Origin of the sequence: Cysteiniphilum litorale (assembly GCF_003428165.1) — a bacterium.
Taxonomy (GTDB): Bacteria; Pseudomonadota; Gammaproteobacteria; order Francisellales; family Francisellaceae; genus Caedibacter; species Caedibacter litoralis.
Genome location: NZ_QLIQ01000011.1, coordinates 52358 through 77136, shown reverse-complemented (window position 1 = coordinate 77136; position 24779 = coordinate 52358). Strand labels below are relative to the sequence as shown.

Annotated in this window: 13 protein-coding genes; 1 reads left to right on the top strand and 12 read right to left on the bottom strand. The window is 37.0% G+C overall.

What is annotated here, in order from left to right:
- The first annotated feature begins 129 nt into the window (after window positions 1–129).
- Complete coding sequence (locus DNJ75_RS06525) at window positions 130–1494, top strand: AAA family ATPase (RefSeq protein WP_117002454.1); 1365 nt, start codon at window positions 130–132, stop codon at window positions 1492–1494.
- Between the two features lie 234 nt (window positions 1495–1728).
- On the opposite strand, the gene DNJ75_RS06520 is transcribed toward DNJ75_RS06525, so the two are convergent.
- The 12 genes from DNJ75_RS06520 to DNJ75_RS06465 all read right to left on the bottom strand — a co-directional run bounded on the left by DNJ75_RS06520 (window position 1729) and on the right by DNJ75_RS06465 (window position 24621).
- Window positions 1729–2055, bottom strand: coding sequence for a hypothetical protein (locus DNJ75_RS06520; protein ID WP_117002452.1), 327 nt, complete (start codon window positions 2053–2055; stop codon window positions 1729–1731).
- A gap of 44 nt (window positions 2056–2099) precedes the next feature.
- On the bottom strand, window positions 2100–2915 hold the full coding sequence (locus tag DNJ75_RS06515) for a hypothetical protein (RefSeq protein WP_117002450.1): 816 nt from the start codon (window positions 2913–2915) through the stop codon (window positions 2100–2102).
- A 209-nt stretch (window positions 2916–3124) separates the two neighbouring features.
- A complete protein-coding gene (locus DNJ75_RS06510; RefSeq protein ID WP_117002448.1) occupies window positions 3125–4336 on the bottom strand; it encodes a polymorphic toxin-type HINT domain-containing protein in 1212 nt (403 codons plus the stop codon).
- A 279-nt stretch (window positions 4337–4615) separates the two neighbouring features.
- Window positions 4616–5764 (bottom strand): polymorphic toxin-type HINT domain-containing protein, encoded by a 1149-nt coding sequence (locus DNJ75_RS06505; protein ID WP_117002445.1) that lies wholly within the window; start codon window positions 5762–5764, stop codon window positions 4616–4618.
- Window positions 5764–10938: an RHS repeat-associated core domain-containing protein gene (locus DNJ75_RS06500; protein WP_117002443.1), complete on the bottom strand. Its 5175-nt coding sequence runs from the start codon at window positions 10936–10938 to the stop codon at window positions 5764–5766. Before DNJ75_RS06500 ends, DNJ75_RS06505 begins: the two co-directional genes overlap by 1 nt.
- Window positions 10939–10941: 3 nt before the next feature.
- A complete protein-coding gene (locus DNJ75_RS06495) occupies window positions 10942–12666 on the bottom strand; it encodes a hypothetical protein (protein WP_117002441.1) in 1725 nt (574 codons plus the stop codon).
- Window positions 12667–13075: 409 nt separating this feature from the next.
- Entirely contained in the window at window positions 13076–13468 is a 393-nt protein-coding gene (locus DNJ75_RS06490) for a YgiW/YdeI family stress tolerance OB fold protein (protein ID WP_117002438.1), read from the bottom strand.
- An 84-nt stretch (window positions 13469–13552) separates the two neighbouring features.
- On the bottom strand, window positions 13553–15424 hold the full coding sequence (locus DNJ75_RS06485; RefSeq protein ID WP_117002436.1) for a hypothetical protein: 1872 nt from the start codon (window positions 15422–15424) through the stop codon (window positions 13553–13555).
- 131 nt (window positions 15425–15555) lie between these two features.
- A complete protein-coding gene (locus DNJ75_RS06480) occupies window positions 15556–16380 on the bottom strand; it encodes a DUF3943 domain-containing protein (protein ID WP_117002433.1) in 825 nt (274 codons plus the stop codon).
- A 360-nt stretch (window positions 16381–16740) separates the two neighbouring features.
- A complete protein-coding gene (locus DNJ75_RS06475) occupies window positions 16741–20604 on the bottom strand; it encodes a PKD domain-containing protein (RefSeq protein WP_117002431.1) in 3864 nt (1287 codons plus the stop codon).
- A gap of 367 nt (window positions 20605–20971) precedes the next feature.
- Entirely contained in the window at window positions 20972–22219 is a 1248-nt protein-coding gene (locus tag DNJ75_RS06470) for a hypothetical protein (protein ID WP_117002429.1), read from the bottom strand.
- Window positions 22213–24621: a TcfC E-set like domain-containing protein gene (locus DNJ75_RS06465; protein WP_117002427.1), complete on the bottom strand. Its 2409-nt coding sequence runs from the start codon at window positions 24619–24621 to the stop codon at window positions 22213–22215. The genes DNJ75_RS06470 and DNJ75_RS06465 overlap by 7 nt, the downstream gene beginning before the upstream one ends.
- Window positions 24622–24779 lie beyond the last annotated feature (158 nt).

The window sequence follows — 24779 nt, the reverse complement described above, 5'->3', positions numbered from 1 at the left end:
GAAAAACTGCTATGAGTTATCCAGAGAGTTATTTAAAAGTGTCATTGCTAAGTTTGTGACTGAGTTCGCACCATCGATGGAATCGCTACTACCAAAATTCATGCCATCCATCAATGCGTAAGTCCTACATTGTTTAACGGACTTTATATTGAAGACAAATGGGACTGGCAAAACAAACACCCTATCATTCATTTAAGCTTTGGTAGTTCACAATCAGTCAATGCTGAAGAAACGTTATTACAAATCATTAAGCAAACACTACATAACACCGCAAAACACCATCATGTTGAACTGCCACCACTTACCCTAAATCTACAGTTTGATGCGCTGATTAAAGCGCTCTCTGAGAAATGCCAACAACGTGTTGTGCTACTAATTGACGAATATGACAAACCTATTTTGGATGTCATTGATCAACCAGAAAAAGCCATACGTAATCGTGAAATACTCAAAGGCGTCTATAGCACCATCAAAGACAATGATGCACATTTGCGATTTGTCTTTTTAACAGGTGTTTCCAAGTTTTCAAAGGTCAGTTTATTCAGTGGTTTAAATAATCTTGAGGATATCTCACTTCACCATAAATATGCCGATATTTGCGGCTATACACAAGCTGAGCTTGAAGATAGCTTTCGTGATGATCTACACAATACCGATCTTGCTAAGCTTAAAGCGTGGTATAACGGCTACAACTTCGCAGGCACTGAAGCACAAAAGGTCTACAATCCTTTTGATATTCTCCTTTTCCTAAGCAATGGGCAACAATATAAAAATTACTGGTTTGAAACAGGCACACCTAGCTTCCTAGTAAAGCTCATTGCTGCTCGTCGTGAGATTGTGCCAACCCTTGAAAACTATGAAGCAAATTTGGATTTTATTAATTCTATTGATGTTAATAACATCCCGATCCCCGCACTCATGTTACAAGCTGGCTACTTAACAATTAAAGAAGCCTTTCACTACGGCGAAGAGCTTTGGTATCGCCTAGGTTATCCAAACTTTGAAGTCAAAACCTCACTCAACCGACATCTGGCGACAATTGGTACGGCAACAGAGGATGCTAATAGCAATCAGGTACAGTTGAACAAAGGATTAATAAGTGATGACTGGCAACACTTTGAATTAGCTATTCAGAGCTTTTTTAATACCATTCCTTATCATTTTTACAGCAATGCGCCGATACACGACTATGAAGCTTATTACTGCGCTATTGTCTATAGCTATTTTATGGCTTTAGGTTACAAAGTGACACTTGAAGATACAACCTCACAAGGTCGCATTGATATGTCAATACATATGCCACAGAAGAAAGTGATCTTATTTGAATTTAAAGTCGCTGACGGCAAAGACTTAAGCCCAGAAGCACTCGCACAGATTATTGAAAAGAACTATGCACAAAAATTCGTACATCTTAATTTGCCGATCTACCAAATTGGTGTTTCCTTTGATCGCACTACACACTCAGTTAATGGGTTTGTGGTGCAGGAATATTAAAAACTGCTAACTGTGCCATAACGGAAATCCTACTAAAAATCAATAGGCGCTCTGATATATGCTTCATCCCAACCATAAACATGTGAGTCTGCAAATATATTTTGTTTTAATGCTTTATCAATATAAGGCTGACCACAACAAATCATTTCTCCTACAGATCAAACAAATTTAGGCTAAAAACACAGTGAAATTTTAGTTTTCATCGGTACACCTCTCCAAAACTTATTAGTTAAATTAATAATTTAATAGCTGAATAGATTTAAATCTCCCTGATGAATATCTATAAAAGTTTACTTTCGTTTTTGTGGTAAAAGCAGTTAGCGCTGCTGTTAAAATGGCTTTTCCCCATGCATCATCAATGCGATTATCAGAATTAATGGCAACACCTGTCTTTTCATGTGGATCTTTAGAATAATAAACCTTGATATGCCCATCAATATCCATTGAATTAACTTCGACACGAGTAATATATACTTCAGTTATATCCCAACCTGATGCAAAAGAGTTGTGGGCAAAAAGAAAAAAAATTGATAACAACATAAACTTAAAATTATTTTTCATATAAACCTCTTATTAAAATATGTTAAAATATAAAGCGCAATGCTCTATAACTCTGATCCAAGAATAACTCTCACAGATGCATTCTCGTTGTATGAGTCAATATAAAGTGAACTTTTTCCTATGAGTTCATCAGGGTTTAAATCCACAATATCCAACTTATTACAGTTTTCAGTGATAGACTTGGTTGATCCCTTACCCACACAATACAGCAAAGGAACCATTAAACCTCTACGAGCATTGTCCCTAAGAAATCTAAACGTATTTAAAGCGCTATTAGTCCCATTAGTATAAGGAGCAACATTGGCTTGAGCATTAATCGGGCGATATTGATCTATATTAATCCTCTCGCCCAACACATCAACTCTTCCGGTTAAATTAACATTTATTTGATTTGCATAAGCAACTTGCCTTATAGGAATATCAGTTGCAAACCACTCATCCTGAGCCATAGCAACAGTAACTAAATTTATTGCTTGAAATGCGACATTAGTTTCTGCTGTCTCAGCAATATATTGAAGCGTCTCATAGGCACTCCAAAAATGGTTATCTGGGCGAACAGTATATACATAAAGGGGTCTGCCTTGGTATTCATGATTAAACCTAACCAAAGCCCTTGCAATATTCTCGACTCTATCCCATGTCCCCGTTGTAGCTATAAAAGCAGAATTTTGACCATCTTCCCTCCCTAAGTGCTGTATAATATTTCTATTGCTCCCACTAGCATGAAAACCTCCAGACTCAATTATTTCATCTGGTGATCTCACATCTACTCTATAAACGTACTCCGGTCTAATTGGTTGACTATGTATAGTAGCACTAAACAGTAAAAGAGAAAAAGGTATAACCTTTCGAACAAGCAATTATATTACCTCCATTTTATAAATTGAACTAATGTGAACATGCCACCATTCAAGTTTACTCATTAAATTTATAATATGAATCCAATCTAAGTTAATCATAGTTTACTTGGCTGAAACTGAAGTGGGTTTATTAGGGTGCGACGACGATCTTTATCTGTGTAGCGCCTATAACGTCCCCATCAAATTTAGAAAGGGCAGATTAAACTAGCTTAATTTGGCAAAGCGTCACGTATACGTGTAATAAGACTTGGCTGCTGACCTATAGGTTGCGAAGAAGTAGCCCCTGGCATAAATTTACGCCATCCAACTGTCTTATCACCGAGTGCTAGTAAATCTGGATAGAGCGGATCCCTAGCCGCATAAACTGCCTCCGTTGAAGCATATACCGGTATATGAAATCCATCAGCTAATGTTTGAGGTAAAGCTATCTTCGCAGCATAACATGAAATCAATACTATACAATCTATGCTAGGATGTTGAGATATGACTCTACCAGCTCTCAGCATTACCATTTTGTAATTAATTTCACCATAGGCATTTGGGTCATCTGCCGTTATTGGCCCAAAGGTTTCATTTTCGACTCCACTACCATGAAACATATCATAATAAGGCTCTTTATACATCTGCTCTGGAACCGTAGAGCTTCTCAGGACATTAAGTCCTTGACCACCAAATAATCCATTGTGTGCATCAACGTCAAAAGAACGTCCACTAGCAGATAGACATGGGTTATGCACTAACACATCACTTTTGCTTACATAGTAAACATGCTTCATGTAAACCTCCAAATTATATACAACAACAGGTCTACCATCCTTATTAATATGCTCCCCACAACTAACCATTTGGTCTTTTTCACAAATCAATTTTACAATATTTCCCGATTGACTAATTAAATTATCATTTGTAGTAATATCATCAATTGCAATATAAGTCTGTTTATTAATCACATAGAATGGATGATTCGGTGTTGCATTAATTTTTTCAACATTACCATTTTCATCTATAAAAGTATAGGTTCGAACATCTTGTGCATAACGCTTAAATGTACCAATCACTGTTTTTGCTTTTTCTTTATGCCAATCAGTACCTTTTGTAACTACTTTGGTATCCGTTATATCAGTAACTGTTACTTCTACTTGATCAATACCAAACTCTGGTAATGAAAAAATCGATCTTTTCTCCACTTGATCAATATCATTTTCTTCAAGCCATTTGATGGGACGTAGTAACTTTATTTCTGCTGGATAGGATTGTCCATCAATCTGATCTATATAATTAAGTGTCACTTGCTGACAAGTTTTAGGTGTAATTGATATCAAATCATAATTTGTGACTTGAGCAGATGCTGCCAAACTTAAGCGCGAGATCAACAGTCCAAACAGCAAAAAGCTGCAAAATAATTTAGGGTAGTAATACATGATAATTTCCTATTTACACTAAGCGATTGAGTCTATCAATCTGATAAATTAATTTAAGTTGCGCACACATGCGGCATAACCACTTGGAGTATAAGCCGTATAACTTGACGTTTCTCTATTTAAGATGCAACAAAGTAGTGTGCGACATCCTTGTGATTCCTCTTCTTATATCATTGCTTCGGGCGTATCGTACACGCTTTTAAATTTTTGGGGAGTTTTCAGTTTAATATTGATAAAGCACAAAATAACGCTCGTTTTTACCACTAAAACTGCCCGTTGCTAGAAAGGTGATTCATGAGGTCGCCAAAGCGGCAACTGATGTTTGCTATTTGAAGGTGCATATATTTCGGCTTTAATATATTGAAATTGATTAGGCTTAACAACCATTTGTAAATCAACAGGGCTAAAATGAGAACTAAAAGTTTTATTCTGCCATGAATGGCTTTGATTCATAACATTAAAATCATATGTTTGAGTTCTTTTCCCGTAAATCTTGAGCACAACAGCCTTACCCTCATCATCATCTCTTCTTACAGCAGTATCTTCTGGTCCGAACTTTGTCATCTTAGTTGTCATTTTATGTGAAGCATTTTCTGCAAAGTCATTGGATAATCTATAATCTTTCGCTATATAAAAACCGTCACCACCATCTGTCCCTGCTGAAGAACCAATTCTTTGAATAGAGGGACCTGATTCTACAATGCTTTGAGCATTTTTTAAATTAGTTCCATGATAACCTAAAAACTCGTATTCAGGATTACAAATGTTATGCACAAGTACTTTATTTTTCCCAACATAGTAAACATGATCTAACTGCACTTCAAAATTATATACAATAATTGGCTTATCACCTTTATAGTAGGATCTGCCACAACTTGATATTTGCTCTTCACTACAAATCAATTGCAAAATTTCTCCTGATTGACTAATTAAATTATCATTTGTCGTAATATCATCAATTGCAATATAAGCCTGTTTATTAATCACATAGAATGGATGATTCGGTGTTGCATTAATTTTTTCAACATTACCATTTTCATCTTTAAAGGCATAAGTTGCCATATCCTGTGCATAGCGCTTAAATGTGCCTATTACTGTTTTTGTTTTTCCCATGTGCCAATCAATATCTTTTGTGTCTACGCTGGTATCCGTTATATCAGTAACCGTTACCTCCACCTGATCAATGCCAAACTCAGGTAATGAAAAAACGGCTCTTTTGCCCACTTGATCAATACCATTTTCTTCAAGCCATTGAATAGGGCGTAATAACTTGATTTCTGCGGGATACGCTTTGCCATCAATAATATCTGAATATTTAAGTTCCACTTGCTTCCATGATGTAGGATTAATATCAGTAGCATCATAATTATGCGCCGATGACACTAAAGGTAGCGTCAAAAATAGCATCGATATAAAATACTTTCTCATTAAGCCGCTTCCTCTATCTCAGTCTCTGCTGATAACATCACAACATTATCGTTATATTCATTATCAGACTGATCCACTTGGGAAGGTTCACTATAACCAGACCATTCAATAACTGGTGCATTAATATTAACATCAATATCCGAATCAATAGCTGTCACCACTTGGTCACCTAACTCAATTTCTTGAATCTCTTTATATGACCTCTCACCTGACTCACTAATACTGGTTAATACCAAGGTGCCTGCAGCAAAGCACATGCGTTTTGGTGTCAGCGCCTTAATTACAGATGATCTAAAGTTACTTACCGCCTGCGTGATTGGACGAGTCACGCGCCCTACCGCACTACCAATAGCCTTACCTGCTGACGTTTCAGCAGCGCGACCTACTGCAGCTCCAGCCCCTTTCATAACACCAAAAGTTACCATACCTACGGCAAACCCAATACCTGCGGTTATTGCCGCATCTTTAATACTACTTCCTGAGGCAAGATCCACAGCAAAACCTGCCGCACTACCTGCTAGCGTTGATAATGCTGCAACCCCAACAACAGCTGCTGCTGACATACTTGTCGGATCTGTCATCGCCCCTGCGACAAAGCCCGCAGCTGCACCAGAGATGGCATTTTTCCACACGCCATTATAGTCACCGGTAATTGCCCCTTGAATAACACCTGTCACCGCACCAACAATGGCACCAACAATGGCTCCAATGGCTCCTGCAATCCAACCCCAAAAATGTCCTATTGGATCAGCATAGGCAATGGGATTATTGGGATAAATATAGCCATTAATACCGCCTTTATCAAAAGGTGACATATTATCATATGCCATAAAGCGCTTAAGCATGGGGTTATATGCGCGATAGCCATTACCCAAGTGCTGATATCCTGTCACCGCCTCAGTACGTTGCCCATTATAACCAATGGCAAATTGATCTATTAACACCTCTGTGCCACTGCTATTTATTGACATTAAATCACTGGCAATACCATAAGGCGTATAAATTTTCTGGCTTACTACGCTCAGTTTGTTATTACTTTTTTCGATGTCATACAGCACACTACCAGCATAGTCATAAATGTAATAACGTATATCCGTAATCGCTTTAGCACTGTCTTGCTTAATACGCCCATGCATACTATTACCAGAGAGATAGCTAAGCCATTGACCATATTGTGACTCGTGACTCAATACGCCACCAATATAGTAGAGAGATAGCACTTCCTGATTAGGCACCTTTTGCCAAATCTGCTCGCCCTGAGCATTATAACCATAGCGAATTTCCTCTCCTGATCTAGCGCCTTTTGCCGTAAAGGATGTCATCCGTCCCAATTTATCATAAGCTAAGCTATTGCCTTGCTCATCACTAATAATACTGCCTGCAATATCATATTTAATCGTTTGGCTATTGCCATATAGGCTTTGACTATTGGTGTATTTCTCTAATTTAGCGGGGTTATGTTGATCATAGATATACGTCGTTGTATTAACACCATTGACTAAGGTATTTTTATCAACATAAGTTTGCTTAACCTTGCTGATATTATTAAATGCATCAAAAGTATATTCTTCTCTTAATACCGTATTGCCTAGCTGATCTTTGGGACATAAGCTACCCAAACATTGATAGTCAGCAAGATTATTCATCAGATCATAAAAATAACCTTCAATTGACTTTTGATTGGCTTCATCTACCCGTGTTTTCTTAGCGATATTGCCCGTGTAAAACTCATAGGTTTGACCATCAATATTGCGCTTAATGGTTGTGAACTCATACTCAAGGGTGTTGATAGATGTTGTGTCATTTGCAGAAAGCTTATCTATCTGAGAAATTAAAAAGCCTGTTTTATTGACCTTATCATCATAACTAAACATTGTTGTGAGACCATCAATCGTCTTTTTCTGTAAACGCCCCAGATCATCATAGTGATACGTCATATAGTCTTTGATAAAAGATGCTTCGCTTGCGTATTTATAGTCTACCGCAATCACTTTGCCCATATTATCATAGTGATATTGACTCACATTACCAACATAGTCTTTAAAACTTAAAACATTTCCAGCACGACTATAGCTATACTCTGCCGTTACCTCATTTTGATTTTTGGGCTTATACGTCTCTTTTTGCAGACGACCTTCGGCTGTGTATGTATAGCTTTTGACACCAGTATTATCCGTCAGTGTGAGCAGCTGTCCTGTGACTTTATCATAATCATAAAACACATCATAATCACTATCTCCCGTCAGATAGCTTTTCACTGGTAATTGCAATACACGATCAATTTCAGTCTCAACAACATACCCATAACGATTGGTCATTTTGATTAGATTGCCCGTTTTGTCATATTGATACGTCTCTTTAACACCCTCGGTATTCTCTTCCCAAAGCAACAAACCACGATCATCAAAGTAACGTTTACCCAACACTTTTTTAGCTTGATCTTTGGGCTTGACACCAATTTCAATGAGATTGCCAAGCATATCATAGCTTTTATGTGTTTGATCACCCGTTGGCAGAGTGACAAAATCAGCTTCACCTATCTCGTTATAATGTGTCACGGTACGATTGCCACTTATATCTTCAGATTCAATTAAACGACCAAATCCATCATAAAAATAACGTACTTCGCTTAAAACCTTACTGTCATCAGCACTGATAACGCGTTCAATGATAGGATTGTTCACCTTATCAAATATCGTTTCAGTCATACGCGATTTTTGATTACCTTTTTCCAGCCACTGACGTTTACTATTATTGACATCATCATACAGCACATGCGCTTGACTGCCGTCAGGATTGATTGTTGTGATATTTCGACCTAAAGCATCATAAACATAACTCACTTTATGCTCGATAATATTACCTGAAACATCTGTGTCATAAGCAATCACTTCAGCCACTTGTCCTTGCGCGTTATAGCTTATCTTTGATAATTGGACAAACTGACCAGTAATCAAATGGCCATTAGCATCAACTTTTTGTTTATATTTAGCAATTTCACGCCCTAAACCATCCATCTGCACTTTCATCTGAAAGCCCTTGGCATCCGTTGTTATGAAGGCTAATTCAGTGTTTTTGCTATAATATACATACTGGTTCGTCGTACTCGCCTCATACTCTGTGCCTTTTGCAATAACTTGTTTTGTTAAGCGCCCTAATAAGTCGTAGCTCATCTCAACCTTATTACCCACACCATCTTCAGCTCGCAATGTCTGCCCAGTATAGCCATCTAATATACGCTTTGAACTGACTGATTGATCAGCTCCTTCAGTCGATTTACTCACCAGAGTGCTCGTTTGCTTCAGTTGCCCGTTAGATTCTTTAGCATAGGCATAAGTTTTGTTGATCTCTTTGAGTTGACTACTTAAATTATGTGTTAAATCCTTAGTTTTTTCAGCGCGCAACATTCCAAAAAAGTCAGAATTGATATCATCATTATATTCAAATGTTTTTTCTGAAATATAGTTGATGTTACCCTCTTTGAGATAACCTGATCGCACAACATCGGCAACAATTAAATTACGCTGATCACTTAAGTGTTTATACTGGTAGCTCTTGACTTGTGGATACTCATGACTACCCTGTTGTGGGTAAATAATTTCTTTAGAAATATATTGTTTAAAGCCATTTGGATCAGCAACACATCCGCCTGAATTACTATTACTTTCGCAATAGATAATCTCTTTTTTTATCCCATAGGCATCTGTTGTTTCTAACAAATTACCATAGTCATCGTACTTACTGGTAACCGTTAATGGTAGACGCGAAGACTTAGTCTGCAAATTAGCGCGATTATCCTTTAAATTGTAGTAGCTCGTTGACTCACTAATCGGGTATTGGTAGTTATTTGGCAATTGATCAAAAGTGGCATAAGGTGAAAAATTATACTTCTTTTCTTCTTTAGTTAATAAATTTCCTTTACTATCAAAGGTCTCTGAATTTTCCAGTAAATGGAATTTATTATAAGTGTATACAGTAGATGCACTATCAGTAATTACTTTAACTGAGTAATTAAATTTCCCATTCATTTCCGCTAAACTGTCTTTACCTTGCACATAACTTGCTGTTGGATAGCCTGTGTAATTATTTAAATTACCAGAATTTTGATCACCAAATTGATAACGTGTTTGCATGGTTGGTTGACCATACCCTGGTAAGACCTTATGTACATCCACAGCATAGACCTCACCACTACCTTGTGGGCGCAATAACCGCTGATACGTGATTTCTTCAGCAGCACCTGTTGGTGCAATCACTTTCTCAATAAAGCCTTTATTATCATAGAAAAATTGCGTTTTATAATCCTGCTCGGCTTGATACGTAATATCCTCTAAATAATCTTGCGTCTTATTAATCACAACCTTGCGCTCAACGCCATGATTAGATCGGCTGATAATAGTTACTCGATTTTTTTCATAGCTTATGAAAATATTATTTTTACCTGTTTGCACTTGCACAAGCTTGCCACCGTTGTAGTAAAACGAGGTTTTTTTACCATCTACACCGAAGGATGCCTTAATCCGCCCATTGCTACCGATAATCTCATACGATCCATCTTTAAAGACCACTTTAAACAAGTCATCACCTGATAATGGCAGAATTTTAATATCTTTCAACTTATAGTATTGCGGCTTGTTAGATGGATATTCTATGCGTTGCGAGAAACCACCTGCCAAAGTCAAAGTCTGTGTATTTTGATCATAAAAAGACAGACCAAGCGACCAGCCTATACCAAAGCCGCTATCCAATTTGTTACCTTGACGATAATGCAAGCGTAACTGAAACGATTGATTCAAAGAAGTATCATCAATTGTTTGTCCGACGACATAGTTAAAATCATATGTCCCTGTACGCGCATCAACCCTGCCTAAAGTTGCAAAGCTAAAGGCATCCGACACGAGATCATCACTTTGGCTAGAGGAACGTAGTGATTTGTTCACTAACTTGCTATTCTCACCCTCTTGAAGATTACTATGCTCATCACCTGACACACTTTGTTGTTCCGGTAGCTTACCTAACGTGGCGATTTGCTGCAGTAGGTCATCATTATCTGCAGCATTTGTGATTGAAGCTTTAGCATTACTATTGATTCTTTTTGCAGCGTCTAGACTCAAATCTTGGGCATAAGCAGGAGATAGCAATAAAAATATTGCCGATATTTTAAACTTAAACATCAATTAACTCCATATATTTAAACAACGATACTCACTTAATGGCTTACCTTGCTCCATTACCCACGTGTAAAGATCTCCATAGCCAAAATCAATATCAACCTTTGATGTATTACCGTATTCATCCTCAATAATTAGAGGTGAATGTTGGTCATAACATCCTTTTTTATCGCTTAACATATAGTTGTAAATACTAACCTCATTTTTTTCTAGGATAATTTTGCCTGGATTTTTTGATCCCCCCAATAATTTAAATCCTGTCGTTCCATACTGAAACTTTTGTTTCGGAGCATAAGCTTTCTCTCCATTATCAGATGCATTTGCGTTATAAATTGATCTAATTTTCACAGAATTACCTATCAATCTATAGATATTCTCTGTGTAAGTTACAGTATCATTCCATCGCCAATTCAACTGCCACTCAAAGCTTGAGCGTGAAAACTCCAACGGTACTTTTCCTTCCACCAGAACAGTCTGCTTATTACAAGTCCCACCATTTGATCGATCTTGATCTTCCATATATTTAACACAAAGATTATATAACTGATATTGCTCCGCTGCAGAAGTAAAATAAATATAACCAGACTTCTCAATCTTATCTGCCGCCTTTAATTCATAGTTAACTAACTCACCTAATTCAACGGTCGAAGATATTAATCGCGTTTCATTAAAACTTCCTAAAATATACTCATTGCGCTGCAATGAAAAAAGCTGTGGCTTCATGATATCTTGTTGATCATATAGCGTTAACGCACCCATTAACTCATTGATATCAAAATCATAGTAAGTCCGCTCATAATATTCATTTTCGCTATAGACACTTGCCTTAACTTTTAATCTAGCTTGGTTTTTACTATTATTATAAATCTTATATGTCCCGCCTAATAAGCTTAGATCATGTTCTAACGACAGCTCTACCTGTAAGCCGACATCAAGCTTAGGGTAGCCTTTTTCTTCATATATACTAGCAGGAACAGTTGCTTCAAACTTCCATTCAGTAGAATCAACACCAATACGATAATGTGAACCATCTGCAAAAATAAAATAAATTTCATCAGATTGCTTATTCGGAGACTGGTATGCAGCTATAGGAACGCCCTTATCTTTTGGGTAGTCTGGGGCATTCTTAATATTGGCACCAGGAAGATCAGGATCTGGTTCAAATACCCAATCCTCCATAAACCGATAAACACTACCGTCTGCTAAAATAATCATGCGGAAAGAATTACTTGCTTTAGTCCACTCAAATGCGGCTACAGGAATACCCTTTGCAATTGGATAACCTTCCATATCATAGATATTTTTTTGAGTATCAGCCCAATCCATATCATAAAACGGCGATGACTTATACATTGAACCATCATAAAATATATGATATTGATATATATCATTTTCACTATAACCAGGTTGTATAAAGCCTGCCACAGGCACTCCTTTCTCCTGAGGATAGCCTGAGTAATCTTTAACATTTTGGACATACAAAATATTCCAGTTGTCATCAACAATATACATAAATCCATCAGACATGATGAACATGGATCCATACCACACATCATATCCCTTCGAATATGTAGAAGCCATAACTGGCACTCCTTTACCTAACTGAGCAACGGCAGTTGATACTGTTTGCCGCGCATTCATTGACTGACTATTTAAATCTGCCGCATAGCCATAGCAATTTACAAATCCCATAACTGCTATTGCTGTAACTAACTTCTTTATCCTCTTCATATTTACCCCTTTTTTGTTGGTATTTAGGCTGCTGTAATAAAATAATGATGAAACTATTTGTAATCAATTGATCTCAAATACTTGGTAATTGTAATCACGCTGTAAAAAACCCCATAATGTCACATACCATCACAACTATTCATATTGCGACTTATCTGATATAACTTAAGCATATCAGATAAACTTATAACATAAAGGGCATCCAAGTTAACTCTGATTTACAAGAGGCATATTGGCTGTTTTAAATCTTTGGTATTAACCCCTCAATAGAATATGTTGAAGCATTTTGTTGTAGATTTGGCGTATTGATTTGCAAACAATAACCCGCTCTATTCTCAAACATAAATACGTCAAAGATGCTCAAAAGACAAAAACAAAAACCGCAAATTGTGACCGCACGTAGTATATATTATTGATCTATGATCAGTCGATATACGTTATTAATAATCTCACGTCCAAAAACATTTTTGTCCAACGTGCCATATATCTTAACCTTATCCAATGGGGTGATATCCATTTTCCCAATTACATACTCGCTAATCTCAACCGTAATAACATCTCCTTGATCATCTTGGAATTGATACTTACCGCTTGAAATTTGACTAGTGATATTTCCTCGCAAAATCACAGAATGACCATAGCTACCAGATTGAATTAGATCATTAATAGTATTGACGCTCTTCGAACTTTGCGCTTCCTTATGAAAGGCGCCATAAGCTTGTAGTGAGAACCAAAAGCCAAACATATATACACATATAGACAATATTTTCATAAAATCCCTCTTATCCTTTTTTAATGCCATCCTATTTAATCATTAATCTTTTCTGATTTAAGATACCATTTATTAAACTCACCCCATACTAAACATCTAAACTGCTTAAGAAAATTACATAAGCTCGATAGTAATTAAAGTTGTTTCATCTCTTGAGTAAACATTATTGCGATATTCGCTTTGAATTACCTCAACTTCACCTGAACCATTATCTTTTTTCTCACCTGCAATTACACATTTACTACGAGAGTTCAATGTTTTTGCAAGAGTAGCTGGCCAACGATATGATATACCAGATTCAACTGTTGGAAAATAAACACTTATTAACTCAGATAAATCTTTGTCGCAGTTAATTTTAGCGATTAAAGTAGTCGTTGCAGGAAGGTTATTTGGCAAAGATAAGCTATTATTAGAAGACGATAAATTCATTATATTAAATCTATACGTTGACAAATCATTAAAGCGTTTTTGATGCATGTGATTAACATACTCAACCTCAGATGATTGATCTTCAATAATAAGCTCTATAAACACCGAAACATTTGGTAGGCGTGAGTATATAACATTTTGATATGAACTAGCTATTGGCAAAATACTGTTCAAATCTTTGTGTAACTGACCAATTTTTATAAATGTGCTACTATCATTAACCGTTGAGGCAATTAACATAGGATAGCGCCATTCCTCTCTCCAGTATTCTGTTAATTGTTTTTCATTAATATCAATTACTTCAATATCATACCCTTCTGAAGCTATTCTAACTCGAAATGCAGCACCCAACGGCAATCTACCATTGTAATAATCATTAGCCACAAGAGTTCCTAGTTCATATTTAAATATCTCATCTATATTTGAGTCTTCTATGACTGCTGAGCTCGACTTTTCAGAATCCCAATACCCATATGGGAAATATTTGCTCCCTGCACCAATAAAGGCACATTTGTTATATTTTCCTGAGTCATAATGCATATCAGAACAAACAGCAATTGTATTCCCTATATCACTGTCATCCAATGTATAAGAGTAGTTTCTAGAAATAATAGTCTGCCTCCCCTCTGGCGATATCCTATACCAAGTTACTGCAGAATCTAAATAATTTGGCATGATGGTTAGGCTAGCTCCTTGTAAGGCATACTCAAAGTTTTCATTAAAATCAAACCACAATATCCCAGGCATTAAAATTTCCCCCTTTCGGAAGCATGGAATATGTCCTTCATTATCTGAAAAAATATGAAAATGCTTGGGATATTCACTATTAAAACAACTTTCATATGCTTCTGATGTTAACTGACTTCTTTTAGCACTAACCATAGTCATTGTTGGGGTATGAGAGGTTGAATATTTATCATTTGAATAGCAGGAAACTACACCATGATCTTTATCTTTAACTCTCGCATGATCATATTCAAAATCAAAGTCAGTTATTAATCCTTTAGTTTTATATTTAATGTTTTCAGCATTGTTACTAACAGTACCCATTATATAATATAAATTTTCCAATAAATAAGGAGCTGAAACTTTTTTGGTAACGTCTTTATAGCTTAAATGAAGTGCTCTTAGGTGCGCCATAGTAGACAGTCTCCAATCACTTCTACCAGCAAACCTTAAATCCGATAACGCTTGACAGTATGCCATGCCACTCTCAAATTTAGGCGATTTATACTCATAAGTTGGATACAAAAACGTGTGTTCCGCGCCATTATATTCAAAACTCCCCAGATCAGAACGGTCATACTTAATTCCTAATTGATCCATTATACTGATTGGAGCAGGGGCAGTTATTAATGTTCTTGAGTCTAAGACTTCATCAAACCAAATACATTTCTTTGCATTTTCATAATCAAGTTGAGTTGGATTGCAAGCATCATAAAACCCTAATGAATTAAATGTCTCTCCAGTCATCTCCTGATTAGTTGCATTTACAACTTCAACATAACCCGCACTCAAGATGCCAAGGTAAAGCATTATGCTTTTTATTTTAAACATATTATTGTACCCCCAAAAAAATTGTACTGTAAATTTCACTGATATACTCAAGTCATAATTTAAGCATACCAATTAAATTTATAATATGAAGCCTGTCTAGGTTAACTACGGTTTACCAAACGATTGTATCGTTAAAAACTCAACGAAAAAGTTGCTTTGATATAACGATCATCGTGAGTTTTATCCAAAGAAGAAATAGTATTGTTTGATTTATTAAACCGTGCTGTTTCAAGCTTCAAATAGCTTTTGGTATCAAATCCAAAAAGATGTGACAGATCAAACATTGGATTTATGACGAACTTGACAATACTACCCAACGTTTGCGACCCTATGAGTTCACCATTATTCTGCTCAATATAACGATACAAAGGAATAAAAGCATACTCGCCCAATAGCCAACCGCCAACAGGTGTCACAATCAAATCTTGAATAGAAGGCACTTCCGCAAATGCCTCTACGCCATACTCCCAAAAAAATGTTGAAATAAAGGCTGAATATAAAAATGACTCAAACTCACCAAAGCCAGAGTCACGTGCAGCCATATAGTAAATCGCTCCTGCATACGGGTGACCAATATAGTTAATATACCATTTATCATTATCCCAAACTGGACCGCTTGATACATTATCCCACCACTTTTTGGGTAAATTTGATATTGCATTATCATCAATCTCCCAGTTTGATATAGACTGTGGCATTAATGCTATTGCACCAACTGCAACGACTGATAACCCTAATAAAGACAAACTTCTATCCATCAGACCGCCCCAGTCTGGGATATCATTCTCAGTCATATATTTATGATCTGTTGGAGGTGCGGCCACAGCTACTACGTTTGGAGCAAAAACTGACGTGGCAATATTTAAATCACTTGGCAACTTATTTAAATTATTAGCATATAAATGCGTTGAAAAAAAAGTTATTAGAAATACAAAAACAATTTGAATATATTGCATATTGGAAACCTTTTAAAAGCAATGTCCATCATAAAGAGGTCTATGATGGACATATAGTTTCTAGTCTAAAATATTTTATCCCTTACTCCTCTTTCTATCATCTCCCTGAATAACTTGCTGTTTTTTGTTCAATTTTCACCATCAAGAGGAGCACTCACAAATTATTGCTCTATTTAGTTTCGGCAAAGCCACTTGGTATGCTCCTGCATAAGGGTGCGGTAGGTGACAGATGTAGTTATAAAAGTCACTTGAAACGACTAAGCTATCAAGCACATGATAAATTATTGACATATTCTCGATAGTTTAAACTATATAAAGAGCAAGGATCTCAATAGCAAAGACCCAAACTTAAAAATTATCTTAATTACCTGTAGATTTTAAAACTGGAAAAAGATTTGTTGGAAGTGTGTCAGCATAAGAAGGAGCATAATTCGTATCATACAAACTAATTACAATTGAACGATCATTACTAGAAGTTCTTTCTTGTGTGAATACAAGTGGCGGTCTCATATCAGTAATCGTAGAGAATGTGTAGTATACGTTTAACCCTTCAAACGCCAGATATTTTAATGAGTCTGAACAGCCCTTACTATTATCACAGGCTTGAGAAGAGTTCCAGCCTCTAGTCAACTCACGGACATCATTTTTCGTTGGCATTTCCCATCCTTTCATACCACAAATAGAATTATTATTTAGATAGTCTACAGCTTCATTGTAGGTAAAAGCTCCTCTAAAACTTTTCCCAGGAACAACTGGAAATACTGATCTATCTGTCCATATATAACCTGTTTGTCTATCTTTATAACATCCCGTCTGCGATTGTACTTTTTCAAATCTTGGTGCTTTCTCAATAATTATGTAGTTTACTGGCTGTGAAACAGAAGCAATTCCTGCACTATCAGTAACAGTTAAAATCAAATCATATGAGCTAGAAACTCCTGCATATGAAGGCGCTGTAAATGTTGGTTTTAATATATTCTTGTTATTTAAATAAGCAGCACCACTACCACTCCAGTGATAACTCTTAATAGTTCGTCCTCCAAGAGCTTGAGCACTTGCATTGACTACTACACTGTTCTTTTCCTCAACTTCTTGATTACTCCCTGCATTTACTATTGGTACAATACTAATATCAACATCAACTGAATACTGTATTGCTGAGCCTTGACTTACCATGCCGACATTATCCGTAACATGTAGTGTCAAGTCATAAGTATTACTCTTACTAATGTCAAAGGCTGGCGCAGTAAACTGCGGTGTTGCAATATTTTTATCATTTAAATACTGCGCACCATTACCACTCCATTGATAGCTACTAATGACTCGCTGCCCTTTGGCTTCTCCCTGCCCATTTAACTGAGTAGATTGCCCTTCAATTACGCGTCCATTTGAACCAGCATTTGCCACAGGTGTTAATGCTTCATCTGGTGATACAGTATATGTCGCCACTGAAGAAGCACTGCTAATACCCGAACTATCTATAACCACTAAGTTAAGCTCATAAACATCATTTGCACCACTGTAAGCCGGTGCTGTGAAACGAGGCGTTTGACTTGTTTTATTATCTAAGTGTTGGGCACCAGAACCTGTCCATTCATAACCAACAATCGTTCTATTACCTTTACTCTCGCCTTTTCCAGTTACAGTGCTTACATCACTTTCAGTGACTATTTGATCTGACCCTGCATTAGCTATCGGTACAAGCATAGGATCTGCGGTAACAGTATAATTATATTCAACCTGATTTACTCTACCAATTGCATCTTCAACTTTTGCAACAATAACATATTCATTATTGCCATTGATGTAGTCAGGCGCTGTAAAGGTTGCACGCGATTGATCCAGAGTATTAACCTCAATGCCAGGAGCTCCTGACCAAGAATAGGTATATGGACTGGCTCCTCCAGATACAGTGACAACCATTTTAGATTGCTCACCTTCTTGTAAAATACCTTCTTTAGTACCTCCAGTAACGAATAACTTAGAGTTATCTATTTGAACTTCATAGCTTACACTTGCAGTACCTGTATTACCTAAATCATCAGTTACCAGTACTCTAAATTCATAGGTATTGTTAGTTTCTTGATACTCAGGTGCTGTAAAGCTAGCTTGCGCCTGATCAGCATTACTAATCTTTATACCTTGGTCATTTGTCCACTTATAAGTATATGGTGCTTGGCCATTGTTCACAGTTACCGAAAGATCGACTTTCTTATCCTCTATGACTTCCCCACCGATACCGGCAGATACTTGCAAGTCTTCTACACTTTTTTGAGCAACTGTATAAGTGGTTGTCGTTGTTTGCCTCCTTTGTGCTGCATCAGTAACCATTGCAGTAAATGTATATTCATTACTCTGACCTTCTTTATAATCAGGTGCTATGAAGCTAGCCTCACCTTGACTATCATCAGGGTGTGCTATTGCAATTCCATCACTACTTGACCATGAATACTTATATGGCTCATCGCCTCCATTTGCTGTTGCTTTTAAAGCAGCAACTTCACCTTCAATTAACTCCCCACCATTATCAACATTGATCGCTAACAAATCATTATTTGGAGTCACCTTATAGCCTGCTGTATCTTTACCGGTTATCCCATGGTTATCAGTTGCAATCAGTACAAGTCCATATTCATTATCACCAGCAACGCTATATACAGGTGCTGTAATGGTTGGTTCAATACTATCTACACTATCCAGATACTCACTACCTACGCCAGTCCACAAGATTGACTCAACTGTTTTATCCTCGGCTGCCGTGATTTTAGAGCCCACAATTTTCTGACTTGTACCTTCTTCAATTTCTAATACAGTAGAACCTATCTCTACGATTGGGCGAGCACTCACCGGTACATTGCTATCGTTTATCGGCAAGTAAGCATAAGGCGTGAGCTTAGCATACGAACGCCAATCACCTGTCATCAGACTTAAAACTTCAGCATTATTAGCATTTCCTAGGCTCTCAGTAGCGCTCCAATAATGCTCAGCTAAATCAGTAAAACCTTGGGACTCCAGATAGGTATTTGGATATTTGTAACCATCATCGACCCATCCCAAAATTAACTGGCTTAAAGCAGCTTTTGCAGGTAACCGCCATCCAGTTAGCCCACAGACATTCTCACTAGAGCTTGCATCATATGGAAACTTATTCATTGCCTCTACCCAGTTTCCTGCATATAAAGAACCATTTTTATGCCAGATCAAGCCAGTTTGGGTATCGAGCAAGCAATCTGTATCTTTGTACTGCACAAATCGATCTGTTGCCTCACTAGATATAGATAGACCACCTTCTGTCGCTGCATATGCGACATCTGACAGTATTGAGATATCGTTAACCTTAGAACTTGCCAGACCATTATCAGCATTGTGATATTTCCAATTATTTCCTAGATTATTCGATAATGCAACACCTGCATCCGTTGCCACGATAACCTGACCATTACTAGCAAATACACTAGTAATATTATTGCTTGGTAAGTTATTGCTAGTATCCTTTAGCACCCACTTAATATCATCTTTTTCATCTGCTTCTAACTTGCGATATTCAAATACGTAAAGCCCACTAGTGCTTGCCCCATATATGACACTCGTATCTGCACTAAAACTGTTGATTAAAGAATTTGGCTGCTTAAGCATTTTTCTACAGTTCAGTCCCTCATTGCAAGCCCATACATTCCCAGTTATTTCAGAGGAGGCAAACTCCAGACCATTTACCTTATCAGGATAGTACTCAATAATACCTGTATCCTTTAATCCTTGACGTGACCCTACCACTTTCCAGCTTTGCCCAGCATCATTAGACAATTTAGCTACACCAGAGCTTGTCACAACATAAAAATCAATGGCTGAAGTAACATGTATGCGTGAAATGCCCTCATTTCCAAGTTGAGAAAACATCTTCCAACTATCTCCCAAATTACTTGATACAAATAATCCCGCATTCGTTGCCACATAAATATTCTGCTGATAACTTGCTATATGATTTATCTTGGTAACACTACTTGATATATCAAAGAATGTTTTGTCAGACCAACTTACCCCTTTGTCTTGCGAGATAGAAATACCTGTTGGCGTTGTTACATAGAGTGCATTGAGCTCAGCATTAACATGACTTGTCTGCCCTTCTTTAATCGTATCCCATTTCGTAGCAGCAGATGATGGCACCCCCCCTGAGATCCCTAACGTGACACACATAAATGCAGTCAACTTCTTTATCTTATTCATTATTTACCTCATTTTTAGCTTCTGTTAATTGAATCATTGAAAGTTGCAACACCAAAATTCCGGTTTGATTTGGATTGTTTGCAGAGCAAATAATACCCAAAATTGCTCACTTTAAAACCCTGTGTGTGTTAATGGTTATTTACATATGATAGTAACCCCCTCACCCGCGCAGCTTATGCTGCACGACCTCTCCCACAAGGGGAGAGGTGAGAAATAGAGCGCCACAGTCATCACTAGTTGGGGACGCTACACTAGTGACGCGCTTAAATCCTGTTAGCAGCCACATGCTGTTGTCACTTGTGACGCTATTCTACAACCATATAGCCCAACTTATTTCTTTATTATTACATATTAAAGTCTATTGAAATTAAAACTCTGCCTTTGCCATGATCGTGACTGTGCTTATATAGTCTCCTGAGACATTTTTAGCTAATCCTGGTGCCAACATATTTAGCTCAAAAAAAGATGCATCAAGATGATTTAATCGTACCGTTTTGTGCGGGGATAGCCATTGACCTTGATTATCAACACAAACACCTAAAGAGTCACACTCATTCACTTCCAGAAGTAGTTTATTATAAGTATCTTTTTCTTTATTGTATAAGCCACACAACAACGCTTCATCATCTTGTATTTCTATATCACACTCAACCAAGATATTGACACCGATAATTGATTGGTTGGTTTTAAAATGTAACAACCGATTCCCAGATAAGCTCGCTGTATAGTCTCCCTCATTATTTAGCGAATTGGTTAACTCTATCTGTGGTTTACTTTCACCTGATAATGTTTGCAAAGTAGCAAAATATGGAATATTAAGCGTTAAACTATTCGGTGGAAAGTGAAAACTAAATTGCATACTCTTATCATCTGCTAACTTAGCGCTTAGTTCCTTGTTATGTTTACTTATAATATTTTTTACTGCCAATGATATCCTTGGTGATACAGTTGCGCTGACTAAGCGCCATTGCCCACCCTTTAGCTGCTTTACCCCCTCAGTGTTAATACCAAAATAGATTCCTTTTAATGCTTTTTTCCAGCCTTTATCACCACGTATCATCGCACTTTCAGATGCGCACCCTGCTTTAAATGCAATTTGTATTTTTCCTTGCTGACTCTGCTTCCATAGCACACAGCTGCGCTCTTCAATATCCACCATAATCGATGAATGATCTGTACTGGAAAATTCCATAATATAACCCAATAATAAAATATCCAGATCTTTAATCTGGGCACCATACCCAAAACGCGCGTTTAATTTTACTTTCTGTAATGCTTTGGTTTTTAGTGCTTGCCTTATCTCATCTTTGCCAAAAAAATCTGGTACTGACTTTAATAGTGGATAAGCACTAACGTATTCCTTTTTCCACACGACATAACGACCATTTTCTGTTAATGCTTGCTCACTTTTGCTTAGCATACTCAGACTTTGACCTGAGACATTGACAATTTCATCCATTGATTCAGAAAAATAAATAGTGGCAGGATGCTGCATATCAACAATCTCTGGTGTAACAACTCGCACAGCCAAATAGCTCTTTTCAATGTTAAACACCAAAAAGATAAAAACAATCATAAAATAAATATAGTTCACATGCTCTTCTTTATTTAACATCCTACTTCTCCAATCCACTGACCATTAACAATAGCATCACCATTGAGCTTATCTTTAATGGAGACTTCACAACTAAAGCCATCTCCAGATATGTTTAATACTGGATTTTCTTTATCTATACTTAGTAAAAAATAGCCATTCTCATCACTGTATGTCTTTAATCTGTCATCGCTTTGTAACTTTCCAAAAGCATATGGCTGATGATTTCTGATTAACTGCCCACTAACCTGCGTGACACGACGAATCTTTTTAACCACTGAATAGATATTCCCAGGATAAAGTGCAAATGATTCTTTAGCATTATCCCAGTCATAGTTTGAACCATTTATCGTAGCTTGCAATACATAGGTTTCGTAGCTTTGATATGGCGCAAGTGGAATAAAGTTCGCACCAGAGGATACATTATACGTTGTATCATTCACCATCAGTCGCATATTAACCTCTTCGGGACTATCTAAATAAAACAAAAGCCCAGCCTCGCCTGCCGACTCACTCAACGCCACACCAGCATTTTGTGCATATACCATACTACCATTTAAAGTAGCGGATAAACTTTGACCAGCACCCTCTAAATGATCACTCGCTGTTGCATTAATGCTTCCTGAGATAATTTGAGTACTAAAGTTTGCACCTAAATTTATCATTCCTAAATCAGGGCTTTCCATATAGCCGATATTTATTGAATCAAAGATAAACTCATTATTTGTATCGTTGTGTGTGTAGTTAATATTACTGGCAAACGTTTCGCTTTTAGGCGTATATTGAGAACCAAGTCCAATGATACCGACTTGATCTATTGTATATGATAAATTTAGACCAAATGAGTAATTGAATTCATCGATGACCATACTTCCAAAATGTTGAGTATTTTGCCAATCCAGATTGACATAGCCACTGATATTTAAACCATATCGATTAAATAATGACAAATTATAACCCATCGTATAATAGAAAACATCACTCATGAAATCATAATTGATTGAGCCTGAAAGATCACCAAAACGTCCAAACGCCACATTCGCTGAGATACCGATAGAACCCGATTCGTAGCCTACGGCAAAAGGAGACTCTTGTAGTTCACTTTGATATTGACTATATGAAATACCAATATTAGAACCATTGATGAAAGATGTATTTAAACTAGCCTGCAAACCATAGCCTAAGCTATTATCAACACCCAAACTTAAATTACCAACGAGTGACCAAGGGAGTTTAAACTGGTTATTTAGTTCAAGCACTGTCAAACTACCTGCTTGATAGGTTGCTATATTTGAAAGCATATAACGATTGATCACTTTACTCATGCTCCCTCCCAAATAAGGTCGGTCAAAATATGCCCCTCCTGTTGCCGAAGATGCAACACCTCCCCATACCGCATAGGCAAAGCCTAGTGCTGGATCTAGTCCCGATATAACGAATGGTTTTTCAATGAGCTTATTTACTGTTGAAATATGCGTACTTCCTTGATAGACCTCTATCTTCACATTATAAACACCAACAGGAAAATCTTGTGTACTTAAGTCATACATCCCTGCATTAAAGTTTTGCACACTAATGAGCTTATTATCTTTGTAAACACGCACCGTAGATTGCGCTGGAAAGAACAGTGTAATCGGATGCAGTGTGGCACTTTCATTTGAGGTTGATAATCGACTATTAGAGTATAAAGAGACAGCAATCACACTGCCTGAGTAGCCAAAGTTTATCCCAGATAAGGCACCCGCACCTAATAATCCACCACCATAACCAAGTGACAGTGAATTACTTTTAAGATCATGAGCTATTTGAATTTGATTCAAGATTGCATCAAAACCATTGCCATCATCATACGAGAAACCAAAAGAACTGGTGATATTGGTTTGCTCAAAACTCACTGTATTGCCCACGCCGAAATATAGTGATGAGTTATTATTGGTGTGGGATGAGAAGTCCTGTGCAACATCAAGGTTATAATTAAAAATCGATGAAAACCTATTAACACTCGATTTTATAAACCCATCATCAAAATAAGTACTCTCATTCACTCGACTTTTTATCAGTGCATCTGGGTTAATATCAATCGTTAAAGTTAATGCTTCAATATCTAGCACCGAACGAATTAACCAACTACTGCCATCTGGAAGCAAGATGACCTCATTAAGTGTGAGCCCCTCTTTCTCAAGCTTAGTTATAAGATAAGTTTTTAACGTGGGCTTTACCTTCCATTGATTAAGCAAACCTTCTAAATCTACTGTATATTTATCAGCAGTGATAAATTGAATAGTATATTCATCAATGCTTTCGCCTTGATAAATAAGATTGACAACCAATCCGCTAGTATAGAGCATGCTCTCAAACCCAGATGGAACAAACTCAATGAGTGATGCATTAGCCTTATTGCTTCCCTTTGCATAAACCGCCAATGATATGCTAAATCCAATAGCACATGTTATAAACTTTCTTTTTAATTTCAGAGAATCATTCACGTTTATTTACACTCACTCATATAGACAGCAATAAAAAATAGTAACAAACAACCCAAAAATAATTTATCACCCTGAATATATACCGCTCAAAAACC